The organism is Thioalkalivibrio sp. ALE19 (assembly GCF_000428605.1).
Lineage (GTDB): Bacteria > Pseudomonadota > Gammaproteobacteria > Ectothiorhodospirales > Ectothiorhodospiraceae > Thioalkalivibrio.
Genome location: NZ_AUAG01000025.1, coordinates 23,798 through 35,820, shown reverse-complemented (window position 1 = coordinate 35,820; position 12,023 = coordinate 23,798). Strand labels below are relative to the sequence as shown.

The window sequence follows — 12,023 nt, the reverse complement described above, 5'->3', positions numbered from 1 at the left end:
GCGATGCGCTGTCCGGCCTGCGGTGCCAGTGACACCCGCGTGGTCGACTCCCGGGTCGCCGGACCCGAGCAGGAACAGATCCGGCGACGGCGGGAGTGCCGCGTGTGTCACGAGCGTTTCACCACCTTCGAGCGGGCGGAGTTCAGCCTGCCGCGGGTGGTCAAGCGCAGCGGCGAGCGGGTGGCCTTCGATGACGAGAAGCTGCGCAGCGGTCTGCGCCGGGCGCTGCACAAGCGCCCGGTGCGCACCGAGGACGTGGAGAACGTCATCGACGACATCAAGCGCCGTCTGGCCGGTACCAGTGCCCCCGAAATCAAGTCCGACCGTATAGGCGAGATGGTCCTGGAAGCCCTGCACGGGCTGGACCATGTCGCCTATATCCGGTTTGCCTCCATCTATCTCAGCTTTGCCAGCGTGCAGTCCTTCCGCGAGGCCATCGAGCGCCTGGAAGACGACCTGAGCCCCGAGATGCGGCGTCACCAGCTGCGTCTGATCGACGAGGAGGCCGCGCGCGCCGCGGCTGACGAGATCGCGGAAGAATCCCCTCCCGACAACCCCGACCCCGCCGGCGAATCGCGATGAACGCAGCCGACCGTGAATGGATGCACCGCGCGCTGATGCTGGCGGACTGCGGCCGTTTCACCGCCGATCCCAACCCGCGCGTGGGCTGCGTGATCGTGCGCGACGGTCGCGAAGTGGGCGCCGGCGTGCACTGGCGGGCCGGCGAGGCGCATGCCGAGGTCAACGCCCTGCAGATGGCCGGGGAGGCCGCGCGCGGGGCGACGGTGTACGTGAGCCTGGAGCCGTGCAACCACCATGGGCGCACGCCGCCCTGCACCGAGGCGCTGATCGCCGCCGGGGTGGGGCGCGTGGTCATCGCCATGGAGGATCCCGATCCACGCGTGTGCGGGGGCGGGGCGCAGCGCCTGCGCGCGGCCGGCATTGCGGTGGAGACCGGGCTGCTGGAGGCCGAGGCGCGGGCGCTCAATCCCGGATTCGTGCAGCGCATGGAACGCGGGCGGCCGTGGGTGCGCATCAAGTCCGCGATCTCGCTGGACGGGCGTACGGCGATGGCCTCGGGCGAGTCGCAGTGGATCACCGGCGAGGCCGCGCGCAACGACGTGCAGCTGTGGCGTGCGCGGGCCGGGGCCATCCTCACCGGCAGCGGCACCGTGCTGGCCGATGACCCGCAGCTCAACGTGCGCCGCAGCCCGGCGGAACTGGCCGCCGCGGCCGGGTTGCCGACGTCGGGCCGTGTGGCCGATCTGCCGGTGCGCCAGCCATTGCGGCTGATCGTGGATTCCGGCCTGCGGACCCCGCCCACCGCGCGCATCCTGCAGGGTTCACCCACCTGGGTCCTCACTACCGAGTCCGCGGCGGCCGGCCCGGCGGCGGACGCCCTGCGCGGACGCGGCGCCGACCTGATCGCCCTCCCGGGGGCGGCGGAGGACGCCGCCGGGCATCTGGACCTGCATGCCCTGCTGGCGGAGCTGCACACCCGCGAGATCAACGAGCTGCACGTGGAGGCCGGCCCGGGGCTGGCCGGTGCGCTGGCCCGTGCCGGTCTGGTGGACGAGTGGCTGGTGTACCAGGCGCCGCTGCTGCTGGGTTCCGGCGGCCGGCCGATGGTGGACTGGGACATCGGACGCATGGCCGAACGCGCGGAGCTGGAGGTCGTCGAGTCCCGCTGGCTGGGCGAGACCCTGCGGTTGCGGGCTCTCCCCCGCGGGGTCCCGAATTCGCTATGATCCCTGCATTTCCACACGGACAGGCCGCGCCATGTTCACCGGCATCATCGAAAGTCTCGGTACCCTCGACACCCTGACGCCCAGCGGTGGCGACCGCCGGCTGCATGTCAGTGCGCCGGGGCTGGACTTCTCCGGCACCCACCTCGGGGACTCGATCGCGGTCAACGGCGTCTGCCTGACGGTGACCGATCTCTCCGTGGACGGCTTCACCGCCGATGTCAGCCGCGAAACCCTGGAGGTGACCACGCTGGGCGATCTCGGCCGCGGCGACCGGGTCAACCTGGAGCGTGCGCTGGCACTGGGCGACCGGCTCGGCGGTCATCTGGTCTCCGGTCACGTGGACGGCGTGGGCGAGCTGGTCTCGATGGAGCCGGATGCCCGCTCCACGCGGGTACGGTTCCGCGCACCGGCGGCACTGGCGCGCTACATCGCGGCCAAGGGGTCGATCACCATCGACGGCACCAGCCTCACGGTGAACCGCGTCGAGGGGGCCGAGTTCGAGGTCAACATCATCCCGCACACCCGGGACCTGACGCGCTTCTCGGTCTACGCCCCGGGGACGCGCGTGAACCTGGAGGTCGACCTGATCGCCCGTTATCTGGAGCGCCTGATGCTGGGCGATCGCGCGGCGGATCCGGGCGCCGGAGCCGGGGACGGCGGTGGCACGCTGTCCGAGGACTGGCTGGCCGAGCAGGGCTTTCCCAATCATTCCGGCCCGCGCGACTGAGCGCGGGCCCCGACGGCAGGTGTTCATGGAATTTTCCGATACCGAAACCATCCTCGCGGAACTCGAGGCCGGGCGCATGGTGGTCATCGTCGACGACGAGGACCGCGAGAACGAGGGCGACATCCTGATGCTCGCCTCGCACGTGCGCCCCGAGGACATCAACTTCATGGCCAAGTACGGCCGCGGGCTGATCTGCCTGACGCTCACCCGCGAGCGCTGCCGGCAGCTGGCCCTGCCGCTGATGGTGACCGACACCAACGACGTGCACGGCACCAACTTCACGCTGTCGATCGAGGCCGCCGAGGGCGTGACCACCGGGATCTCGGCGTATGACCGGGCGCATACCATCCGCACCGCAGTGGCGCCCAACGCCCAGCCGGAAGACATCGTCCAGCCGGGGCACGTGTTCCCGCTGATGTCGCAGCCGGGCGGGGTGGTGGTGCGCGCGGGCCACACCGAGGCGGGCTGCGATCTGGCGCGTCTGGCCGGGGCGGAGCCGGCCGCGGTGATCGTGGAGATCCTCAACGAGGACGGGACCATGGCGCGGCGGCCGGACCTCGAGCGCTTCTGCGCCGAGCACGGTCTGAAGATGGGCACCATCGAGGACCTGATCCGCTACCGCATCGAGAACGAGAAGACCGTGCGCCGGGTCTCCGAGCGCGAGTTCCCCACCGAGCACGGGACGTTCCGCCTGCTGGCGTTTCAGGACGAGGTGGATCACGAGATGCACTTCGCGCTGGTGCGCGGCGAACCCCGTCCGGACCGTGACACCCTGGTGCGCGTGCATCTGGAAAACACCCTGCACGACACCCTCGGTTACGCCGGCCCGGATCGCGGCTGGCCGCTGGACGACGCGCTGCGGCGCATCGACGAGGCGGGCGAGGGCGTGGTGGTGATCCTGCGCAAGCACGAGGGCCCCGAGGCGCTGACCCAGCGGCTGGAGCAGCTGGGGCAGATGGCCCAGACGGCCCAGACGGGGGGCGAGGAACGCGGCGGCGGGCGCGAGAATTCGGCCGAGTGGCGCATGTACGGCATCGGCGCGCAGATCCTCGCCGACTGCGGCGTCGGGCGGATGCGCCTGATGTCGGCGCCGAAACGTTTCCACGGCCTGGGCGGCTTCGGCCTCGAGGTGGTGGACTACGTCCACGACGAGGGCTGACCCGCGTCACCAGCGCGCGCGGTCCCACATCTCCGGGTTGGCCCAGAAGCGGGCGTTCAGCCAGTCGGGCGTGAGCTTGTAGTCGTACAGGCTGGTGCGGTAGACCGCATGCTCCGGCGTGGCCGCCTCCGCCGCCGGCTCGCGCCGGAACCCCAGGGCGAGGAAGGCGTTCAGGTCCCAGCGGTCGTCGCGGTGGCGGTGCAGGATCAGGGTCTCTTCCGCCCAGCGGTCGCGCAGCCCGCCCAGCAGCTGCTGTCCCGCCGCAAGTTCCATCTCCGCGAGCACGTCCAGCACCAGCACCAGTGGTTCGCGCCCGGCGGGCGGGTCGGCCATCAGGGCCTGCGGGGTGGTCACGCGCCGTTCGCCATGCGCCCCGGGAACGGCGTCCGGGTTGCAGGTCAGGATCAGCGGGGTGTCGCGGCCCAGGCGTGCGGGGAGCTGACGGCGCAGGGTGTCGATGTCGATCATGCGGGGTCTCGCAGAAGGGACGTTCGTTATACTCTATGTATTCAACCCAGAGAAAGCCGTAAAGGAAGCCGTGCCATGACCCGGGATCTGCTGACCGAGTTTCTGTCCAAGCATCCGATGTCCGCCTCCCTGACTCCCGCGGAGGTCGACACCCTGATGCAGTATCTGGAGGTTGTCGAGACCCATCACAAGGAGATCATCGCCGACATCGGCGAGGTGGGCGAGGCGCTGTTCTTCGTGGTCAGCGGCACCGCCGCGCTGTACGACGACGACGGCAGCCAGGAGATCGAGGTCGGGCGCATGGAGACCGGGGAACTGGCCGGCGAGATGTCGTTCTTCGACCGCGTGCCGCGCGGGGTGCGCATGCGCGCGCTGACCGACAACACCCGCCTGCTGCGCCTGACGCGCTCGAAGTACGACCGCCTGCGGGTGGAACACCCGTACATCGCGGTGAACGTGCTGGAGTTCGCCATTATCAGTCTCGATCACCTCATCCGCCGGGTGTCGGAGGACGTGGCGACCTACGCCCGCTACCTCTACGCCCCGGGCAAGAAATAACCGGCGGCGCGGTCGCCGATGGCCGCCGGCATCGCCACCGTGGCCGAGCACCTGCTGCTGCCGCCGGGTCTGGCGGTGCTGCTGCTGGTGCCGGGGCTGCTGCTGTTACGGGGGCAGCGCCGCGGGGGTGGCTGGCTGGTGACCCTCGGGCTGGCCGCACTGATCCTGCCCGCGCTGAACGTCGTCGCCGCCCCGCTGGCGCAGACCCTGGAGCGGGATCTGCGCGAACGGCCACTGGCCACCGGTCGGGCGGACGCGATCGTGGTGCTGGGGGGCGGCCGGGCCAGCGGCCGTCACCACGTCACCGGCGGTGACGATGTCTCGGCGCTGACCTTCGAACGCCTGCGTTTCGCCGCCCATCTGCACCGCCGGACCGGTCTCCCGTTGCTGCTGTCCGGCGGCAGTCCCGGCGCCGAGGGTCGGCCGGCCGAGGCGGAACTGATGGCGGATGCGCTGCGCCGCGAGTTCCGCGTGGATCCGCGCTGGCTGGAAGGTGCCAGCCGCAATACCCACGAAAACGCCTTCTTCACCGCGCAGCATCTGCAGGGCAGCGGGGTGGAGCGGGTGCTGGTGGTCACTCATGCGATGCACATGCCGCGGGCCCTCGAGCGCTTCGAGGCGGCCGGGCTGGCGGCGGACCCGGCACCCACCGGCTTTCGAGGCCCTGACGGCGAATGGCGCCTGCGCGACTTCGTGCCCACGGTGGATGCGCTGGAGACCTCGCGGTTTGCGCTGCGCGAGTGGCTGGCACGGGCGGCGCGGCCGTTGCGGGATCGTCTGCCGGGCGACCGGCCCGGGGCATGATGGGCGCCATCCGGGCGGTGACTGCCTGGATGGCGCGCGCGGGGGTGGCGCTCGTGCTGGTGATACCGGCGGCGGCCGGTGCCGACCCGGAGGATGCCGGGGGGCTGGCGGTCGACCTGCGGATCGAACGGGCGCTGCACGCGGCGCTGGACGCCGAAGGCCTGTCGGCGCGCGCACACCTGCGCGAGGGGCGGCTGGCGATGACCGTCGGGGCCGAACGCCTGCATCTGCCCGAGCCGGTGGGCACGCTCGCCGGAGTACGCCTGGATTGCCCCTCCCTGGTGCCGACCACCGTCGGCTGGCGCTGCCGTGAGGCGCGGCTGTCCGCCGATGGCGGGGACCTGGCCCTGCAGGAACACCCGCTGCGCCTGGACTGGCACACCGGCCATAACCGCCTGCGCGTTGCCGGAGACTGGCCCGGCTGGTTCGGGGCGAGTGGCGAATTCGTGCTGCGCGTGGCCGGTGCCGATGACTGGCGGGCCGAACTGGCCCTGTCCGGGGTGGATCTGGTCGCGCTGGCGGAGTCGCCGCGACTGGCGCCCTGGCTGCCCGAAGATCCGCCGGTGACCCTGCAGTCGGGGCGTGCGGACCTGGCGCTGCAGGGGGCGGCGGAAGGCGGGCATCGGGTCGATCTGCAGCTGCGGGACGTGGGCTTCTCCGATGCGGTGGGACTGCGCGCGGGCGAGGGCATCGGCGGCCGCCTGGAGGCACGCGAGAAGGGGGGCTGGATCCTGGACGCGACCCTGGAGGAGGGCGCGGTGTTCGTGGATCCATGGTTCGTGGACGCGGACGAGACCGGGAACCTGAACCTGCGCGTGGATGGCCTGCGTCCGGCGGATGGCGGGTTCGCGGCCGGGGTGGAGGTGGCGGAACTGTCCGGCTCGCTCGGCGAGATACTGGCCTTCAGCGGTCAGGAGATCCGCAGCGGGCCGCCGGAGGCGATCGCTCCTTCGGGGTCTTTCCATTTCGAGGCGCGGGACCCCGGTGCGGCGCATGCGGTGCTGCTGGATCCCGCGCTGGCCGGGACCCTGGGGCGTGATCTGACGGTCAGCGGGGATTCGGTGGTGGTGCGGCTGGAGCTGGAGCGCGGCGAGCCGCGTTCGGCGACCCTGCGCTGGAAGGCCCTGAGCGCCGAGGACGGGAGCGGGCGTTTCGGCGTGACGGACAGCGACGGCACGCTGAACTGGCTGGCGGATGCGCCCGCAGTCCCGGGGCAGCTGGGCTGGCAGCGGGCGCATCTGTTCCGCCTGCCGCTGGGCGAGTTCGACGCGCGCGTGCGCGCGCAGCCGGACGGGATCGACCTGCTGGAAGTGACCCGCATCCCGATCCTCGACGGCGCCCTGCGTGCGGATGACTTCGGTCTGCGCCTGACCGCCGACGGACCGGATGTGCGTTTCACCGGCGGGGTGCAGGCGATCTCGCTGGAGCCGTTGACCGAGATCCTGGGCTGGCCGCGCTTCTCCGGTCGCCTGGCCGGCATGATCCCGGAGGTGCGCCTGGATCGCGGCGATCTGGCGGTCGACGGGCGGCTGCTGGTGCAGGTGTTCGACGGCGACGTGGTGCTGCGCGACGTGCGCATCCGCGACCTGTTCGGGCGAACCCCGGAGCTGGGCCTGTCGGCGCGCATGGACCGCCTGGACCTGGCCCTGGCCACGCGCGCCTTCGACGTGGGCCGGGTGGAGGGCCGGCTGTCGGGCCACCTGGAGGACCTGCACATGATCGACTGGCGTCCGGTGCGCATGGATCTGGCCCTGCAGACGCCCGAAGACGATCCGGGGCGGCGGCGCATTTCACAGCGCGCGGTGCAGAACATTACCGAGCTGGGCGGGCCGGTGCAGGCGGCGGCTTCGTCGGTGTTTCTGCGTTTCTTCGAAAACTTCTCCTACCGCCGACTGGGCTTTCGCTGCCAGCTGCGCGGCGGGGTCTGTGAACTCGACGGGGTGGGAGACCGCCCGGACGGCGGGTTCGCCCTGGTCCAGGGGGGCGGGCTCCCGCGGATCGATGTCATCGGCTACAACCGTCGGGTCGACTGGGACGAGCTGCTGCGCGGGCTGTCGCGGGTGACCGCCGGGGAGTCCCCGGAGGTTCGCTGAGCACGCGCACGGGGCGTTCATGTCCTCGTCAGCCACCGGCTGATGTAATGTAGGATGATGACTGTCCAGCCGTGCCTGCCAAGGAGCTGCCCATGAAAGCCTGGTTCGGGGTTCCCGCACTTGCCCTGCTGTCCGCGCTGGTCGCGGGCTGCGTGACCATCAACATCTACTTCCCCGCGGCCGCGGCGGAGGATGCCGCGCGCGCGATCGTTCGCGATGCCCTGCAGCTGCACGACATCGAGGAGCTGCGCGAGCCCGAGTCCGCGCCGGAAATGGACGGCGGTTCTTCGGATGCCGGTTCGCCGGATGCCCGCGATGCGGCCGGCGAGCGCTCGACCCCGCTGCTCGCGCGCCTGCTGGAAACGCTGGTGGCGCCGGCCGCGGCCAGCAACCCGGATCTGCAGATCGAGACGCCGGCGATCAATCGCATCCGCGCGTCCATGCGTGACCGTGCGCCGCAGCTGGCGCCGCATTTCCGCAGCGGGGCCATTGGCTTCGGCGCTGATGGCGACGTGGCCATCCGGGATCTCTCCGAGGTGCCGCTGCGCGAGCGCAGCGAGGTGCAGCGCCTGGTCAGCGAGGAGAATGCCGACCGGGCCTCGCTGTATCGCGAGATCGCCCGCGCCAACGATCGACCCGACTGGGAGGACCGCATCCGCGAGACTTTCGCCCGGGTGTGGGTGGACGAGGCGCCGGCGGGGTACTGGTACCGCTCCGACGGTCAGTGGCGGCAGAAATGACCGGTCCGGACCGCACACGGAGGGTCGGGCTTGGGGGGTGACGCCAGTCTGGGCGCGCGCCTGGAGGCCGGACGGCACCGGGTCGAACGCCTGGTGCTGGAGAGCGACCTGTCCGTCATGCCGCGCTGGAAAGCGCTCGGGCTGGGCGTCCTGCGCGGGCTGCACGGACTGGTTCGCGAGGCGGCCGAGGGCCAGCTGACCCTGCGCGCGATGAGTCTGGTGTATACCACCCTGCTGTCGATCGTGCCGCTGCTGGCGCTGTCGTTTTCCGTGCTCAAGGGCTTCGGCGCGCACAACGCCGTGGAGCCGGTACTGCTGGAATTCCTCGAACCGCTGGGCGCGCAGGGCGAGGAGATCGCCGACAACGTGGTCACCTTCGTGGACAACATCCGCGTGGGTGCGCTGGGAGCGGTGGGCCTGATCTTCCTCGTGTATACCGTAGTGGCGCTGGTGCAGAAGATCGAGGCCGCGTTCAACACCATCTGGCGGGTGGAGACCCAGCGCAGCCTGGCCCAGCGCTTCACCAGCTATCTGTCGGTGATCATGATCGGGCCGCTGCTGGTGTTCGCCGCGCTGGGGATCACCGCCACCGTGATGTCCTCCGAGGCGATGCAGACGGTGGCGGGCGTCGAGCCGTTCGGGCGCCTGATCACCGAGTTCTCGCGCCTGGTGCCCTACCTGCTGATTATCGCGGCGTTCGCCTTCATCTACATGTTCGTGCCGAATACGCGAGTGCGTCTGGGGCCGGCGCTGGCGGGGGCGGTGGTCGCGGGCGTGCTGTGGCAGAGCATGGGCTGGGTGTTCGCCAACATGGTGGCGGAGTCCACCCGTTATGACGCGATCTATTCCGGCTTCGCGATCATGATCCTGCTGCTGATCTGGGTCTATCTGGCCTGGCTGATCCTGCTGATCGGCTCCAACGTGGCGTTCTACGTGCAGCATCCGGAATACATGAACGTGCGGGGCCGCCGCCCGCGGCTGTCGGCCGCGGCGCACGAGCGTCTGGGGCTCAACCTGATGCAGGTGGTGGCGCGCCATTTCATGGAAGGGCGCACGCCGCCCACGGTGGACCAGGTGGCCGCGGAGCTCTACGTGCCCGGCAATGCGCTGGGCGGTGCAGCCCGGGCCCTGGAGGCCGCGGGACTGCTGAGACGCACCGAAGACCTCGGTCTGGTGCCCGGGCGCGATCTCGGCCATCTGCCGGTCGCGGAGGTCCTGCAGGCTCTGCGCGAAGACCAGGAAGATCCGGCGCTGCGGACCCTGCAGGGCGATGCGGCGGTGGAGTCGGCGCTGGAAGAGCTGGACGTGGCGCGTCGCGATCATCTGGGGGCGCGCACCATGCGCGATCTGCTGGAGCGGGCGGGCGCGCAGCAGCCGGCGAGGCCGGCACAGGAAGGCGCTGATGCCGGGCCGGGCCCGAGTCCGGATCCGCGTGCCGGGGAGCCGCGTCCCGGCTCGGGTGTGTCCCCGTCAGCGAGGCCCTGATGCGGTGTCCTCCGGGGGGTTCCTCGGGGGCGCGACGGGGTGAGGGCGGCGAGTCCGGAGAGCCGGCGGGGTCAGGCGTTCGAGCCGGCTTCCGCGTCCAGGCGTTGCTGGGCCCGGTGCATCAGCTGGCCGGAAACGCGCTCCACCAGCGAACTCGCCGCCCTGCGTACCGCCGCTTCCACCAGCGGATTACCGAGACGGTATTCCAGCTCGAACTCGACCCGGGTCAGCCCTTCGCCGGCCGGCTGCAGGCGGTAACTGCCGCGATTGTGGATGCCGCGGATCGAGCGCCAGGCGAAATGCTCCGGCTCCACGGCGCTGCAGACCTCGACGTCGAAATCCATGGTCATCCCCGCCGCCACGATGGTCCAGCGGTACTGCTCGCCGCCCAGGGGCTCGATGGTGCGCACGTGGTCGCACAGGTCGACGAAGTTGGGGACATGACTGAGCAGGGCAAAGACCCGCTCGGGTTCGGCCTGCAGGGAGGTTTCGTGCGTGATACGGCGCATGCTCGCGACTCGCTGGCTGGAGCGGAAGAACTGATGGTAAGAGCCCCCGGAACGCTTCCGGGTTCCCCGCAACCTGTTCACGGCCCGGTTCCGGGCTGCTTGTGGGCCCGTAACGCTCGTTCTAACATGACGCGCGATCGCGCTGAAACCACCGATGCGAGCCCTGAATGAGCTTTGCCCGAGATCACCGTCCGGCCCCCGATGCCGGTTTCATGGAGCGCTACGAGGCCGGGGCGCTGGGTATCCTGCACTGGGAACAGCTGGACGCCCTGTGGGCCACATTGCGCGCCGGCGCCCGCGACGGCGAGTGGTACGTCTACGCGGTGGGGGAGGCGGTGCCGCAGGCGCCGGTCCGTGCGGCCGAGCTGGACCGTTTCCTCACCGAGGTGGACGCCCTGCTGCGCGCCGACCACGACGAAAGCTACTGCGGCATCGTCTACGTGGACGACCGCGAGAATCCTCGCTTCGTGAAGATCTTCGACCCCAACAACCTCGGATCCTCCTGCGGATCGTCGGGCCTGCGGGTACTGCCGGGCTGGATCCTCTCCACCGTGCCGCCGGAAGACCTTCAGGCAGCGATGCCCCCGCCGAACAGCCGCCGCCGCTGGTGGCAGCGGCTGTTTCCCTGAGGTTCTTTCCTCAAGACGCTGCTCTCAGGAGGAAGCGCTGAACACGTCGTCGATGTGGCGGGCGGTCAGGACGCGTTCCGACCAGATCAGCAGGGTGTCGGCATCGGCGGATTCGATCCGCTCCCGGTGTTTTTCCGCGGCGTCTGCACCGAACTTGCGGCCGATCAGGCGCAGGAGGACCGCGGCTTCACCCTGCGTGACGCCTTCCTGAAGTCCCTGCTGTCGCCCCTGTTCCAGCCCCTGTTCCAGCCCCTGTTCCAGGCCCTGCTCCAGGCCCTGCTCAAGGCCCTGCTCAAGGCCCTTCTGCAGTCCTTTTTGCAGCCCCTGTTGCTCGTAGCGGCGCTGCCATTCCTTTACGCGTTCCGCCAGCATGGTTTCCATCTCCCGCAGGTCGTTGTTCGGAGGCGCCAATGTTTCGCCGAAGTGGCCGGGGATGACCACTCGGCCCAGCCAGACGCTGAAGGCCCGTCGCAGGGATCGCTGCTCCGGGTGTTTCAGCCATTGCACCAGACGCCCGACGACCGCCTGCAGATCCTCGGGCTCGCGGCTGTGCTCCAGCCGGAAGACGGCCGCGGCCAGGTTGCGTGCCGGCAGATCGGCGTCCGCGAAGGCCCCCTCGTCGAGCAGAAGATACCGGAAATCCGGGCGGTAGGCCTCCAGTCCTCCGGGGATCGGTGCGATCAGCTCGCGCACTTCGATCGGGGCACTCCAGCGTCGTTCACCATTATAGAGCACCAGTGGCAGTACCGGCGGCAGCCGTCCGTCGGGGGTCAGTTCGCCGGTGCGCACCAGATCCTGGTAGAGCAGGCCGAGATAGGTCAGCAGGCGTACCGCCATGAAGCGGTCCACCGATGACTGGAATTCCAGAAGCAGGTAGACGTAACACCAGCCATCGCCCCATCGCAGGCGCCAGACGATGTCGTCCTCGCGCTCGCGCAGATCGTCGGAGACGTAGTGACCGTTGACCCGCTCCAGCGAATCCAGGTCGACCTGTTCGATCCAGGGTTCGTTGACGAACCCGCGCAGCAGGTCAGCGACCAGCTCGGGGTGACTGAACAGGTGCTTGTAGCCGTGATCATGTTCCATGGTCCCTCCCTGGACCC

At 70.2% G+C, this 12,023-nt stretch carries 13 protein-coding genes; 10 read left to right on the top strand and 3 right to left on the bottom strand.

Annotation, left to right across the window (positions count from 1 at the left end):
- Positions 1 to 3: 3 nt before the first annotated feature.
- From nrdR to ribBA, 4 genes are read left to right on the top strand one after another with little or no spacing between them, the layout of a single operon-like run.
- Complete coding sequence (gene nrdR, locus F787_RS0110710) at positions 4 to 582, top strand: transcriptional regulator NrdR (RefSeq protein ID WP_028492159.1); 579 nt, start codon at positions 4 to 6, stop codon at positions 580 to 582.
- Complete coding sequence (gene ribD / locus F787_RS0110705; RefSeq protein WP_028492158.1) at positions 579 to 1,748, top strand: bifunctional diaminohydroxyphosphoribosylaminopyrimidine deaminase/5-amino-6-(5-phosphoribosylamino)uracil reductase RibD; 1,170 nt, start codon at positions 579 to 581, stop codon at positions 1,746 to 1,748. The genes nrdR and ribD overlap by 4 nt, the downstream gene beginning before the upstream one ends.
- Positions 1,749 to 1,779: 31 nt before the next feature.
- Positions 1,780 to 2,475 (top strand): riboflavin synthase, encoded by a 696-nt coding sequence (locus tag F787_RS0110700; protein WP_019589360.1) that lies wholly within the window; start codon positions 1,780 to 1,782, stop codon positions 2,473 to 2,475.
- Positions 2,476 to 2,500: 25 nt separating this feature from the next.
- Positions 2,501 to 3,634, top strand: a complete 1,134-nt coding sequence (gene ribBA, locus F787_RS0110695; protein WP_028492157.1) for a bifunctional 3,4-dihydroxy-2-butanone-4-phosphate synthase/GTP cyclohydrolase II — start codon at positions 2,501 to 2,503, stop codon at positions 3,632 to 3,634.
- Between the two features lie 6 nt (positions 3,635 to 3,640).
- On the opposite strand, the gene F787_RS0110690 is transcribed toward ribBA, so the two are convergent.
- Positions 3,641 to 4,102 (bottom strand): DUF6231 family protein, encoded by a 462-nt coding sequence (locus F787_RS0110690; RefSeq protein WP_028492156.1) that lies wholly within the window; start codon positions 4,100 to 4,102, stop codon positions 3,641 to 3,643.
- 75 nt (positions 4,103 to 4,177) lie between these two features.
- On the opposite strand from F787_RS0110690, the gene F787_RS0110685 reads away from it, so the two are divergent.
- The 5 genes from F787_RS0110685 (at position 4,178) to F787_RS0110665 (ending at position 9,782) form a co-directional block, all read left to right on the top strand.
- A complete protein-coding gene (locus F787_RS0110685) occupies positions 4,178 to 4,660 on the top strand; it encodes a Crp/Fnr family transcriptional regulator (protein WP_018869900.1) in 483 nt (160 codons plus the stop codon).
- 18 nt (positions 4,661 to 4,678) lie between these two features.
- Entirely contained in the window at positions 4,679 to 5,464 is a 786-nt protein-coding gene (locus tag F787_RS0110680; RefSeq protein WP_028492155.1) for a YdcF family protein, read from the top strand.
- Complete coding sequence (locus F787_RS0110675) at positions 5,464 to 7,557, top strand: hypothetical protein (protein WP_081694123.1); 2,094 nt, start codon at positions 5,464 to 5,466, stop codon at positions 7,555 to 7,557. The genes F787_RS0110680 and F787_RS0110675 overlap by 1 nt, the downstream gene beginning before the upstream one ends.
- Before the next feature lie 92 nt (positions 7,558 to 7,649).
- Positions 7,650 to 8,297 carry a YdbL family protein gene (locus F787_RS0110670; RefSeq protein ID WP_018869897.1) on the top strand — a complete coding sequence of 216 codons (648 nt, stop codon included), beginning with the start codon at positions 7,650 to 7,652 and terminating at the stop codon, positions 8,295 to 8,297.
- A gap of 30 nt (positions 8,298 to 8,327) precedes the next feature.
- A complete protein-coding gene (locus F787_RS0110665) occupies positions 8,328 to 9,782 on the top strand; it encodes a YihY/virulence factor BrkB family protein (RefSeq protein WP_028492153.1) in 1,455 nt (484 codons plus the stop codon).
- A gap of 71 nt (positions 9,783 to 9,853) precedes the next feature.
- Here the strand turns inward: F787_RS0110665 and F787_RS0110660 are convergent, their stop codons facing one another.
- Entirely contained in the window at positions 9,854 to 10,291 is a 438-nt protein-coding gene (locus F787_RS0110660; RefSeq protein ID WP_019021146.1) for an SRPBCC family protein, read from the bottom strand.
- A gap of 167 nt (positions 10,292 to 10,458) precedes the next feature.
- Between F787_RS0110660 and F787_RS0110655 the strand changes: the two genes are divergently transcribed.
- Positions 10,459 to 10,920 carry a hypothetical protein gene (locus tag F787_RS0110655; RefSeq protein ID WP_019021145.1) on the top strand — a complete coding sequence of 154 codons (462 nt, stop codon included), beginning with the start codon at positions 10,459 to 10,461 and terminating at the stop codon, positions 10,918 to 10,920.
- A 24-nt stretch (positions 10,921 to 10,944) separates the two neighbouring features.
- On the opposite strand, the gene F787_RS0110650 is transcribed toward F787_RS0110655, so the two are convergent.
- Entirely contained in the window at positions 10,945 to 12,006 is a 1,062-nt protein-coding gene (locus F787_RS0110650; RefSeq protein WP_028492152.1) for an Rpn family recombination-promoting nuclease/putative transposase, read from the bottom strand.
- Positions 12,007 to 12,023 lie beyond the last annotated feature (17 nt).

Coding starts and splice junctions, on each gene's coding strand:
- nrdR (WP_028492159.1), top strand. CDS start 4: ATGCGCTGTCCGGCCTGCGGTGCCAGTGACACCCGCGTGGTCGACTCC.
- ribD (WP_028492158.1), top strand. CDS start 579: ATGAACGCAGCCGACCGTGAATGGATGCACCGCGCGCTGATGCTGGCG.
- F787_RS0110700 (WP_019589360.1), top strand. CDS start 1,780: ATGTTCACCGGCATCATCGAAAGTCTCGGTACCCTCGACACCCTGACG.
- ribBA (WP_028492157.1), top strand. CDS start 2,501: ATGGAATTTTCCGATACCGAAACCATCCTCGCGGAACTCGAGGCCGGG.
- F787_RS0110690 (WP_028492156.1), bottom strand. CDS start 4,102: ATGATCGACATCGACACCCTGCGCCGTCAGCTCCCCGCACGCCTGGGC.
- F787_RS0110685 (WP_018869900.1), top strand. CDS start 4,178: ATGACCCGGGATCTGCTGACCGAGTTTCTGTCCAAGCATCCGATGTCC.
- F787_RS0110680 (WP_028492155.1), top strand. CDS start 4,679: ATGGCCGCCGGCATCGCCACCGTGGCCGAGCACCTGCTGCTGCCGCCG.
- F787_RS0110675 (WP_081694123.1), top strand. CDS start 5,464: ATGGGCGCCATCCGGGCGGTGACTGCCTGGATGGCGCGCGCGGGGGTG.
- F787_RS0110670 (WP_018869897.1), top strand. CDS start 7,650: ATGAAAGCCTGGTTCGGGGTTCCCGCACTTGCCCTGCTGTCCGCGCTG.
- F787_RS0110660 (WP_019021146.1), bottom strand. CDS start 10,291: ATGCGCCGTATCACGCACGAAACCTCCCTGCAGGCCGAACCCGAGCGG.
- F787_RS0110655 (WP_019021145.1), top strand. CDS start 10,459: ATGAGCTTTGCCCGAGATCACCGTCCGGCCCCCGATGCCGGTTTCATG.
- F787_RS0110650 (WP_028492152.1), bottom strand. CDS start 12,006: ATGGAACATGATCACGGCTACAAGCACCTGTTCAGTCACCCCGAGCTG.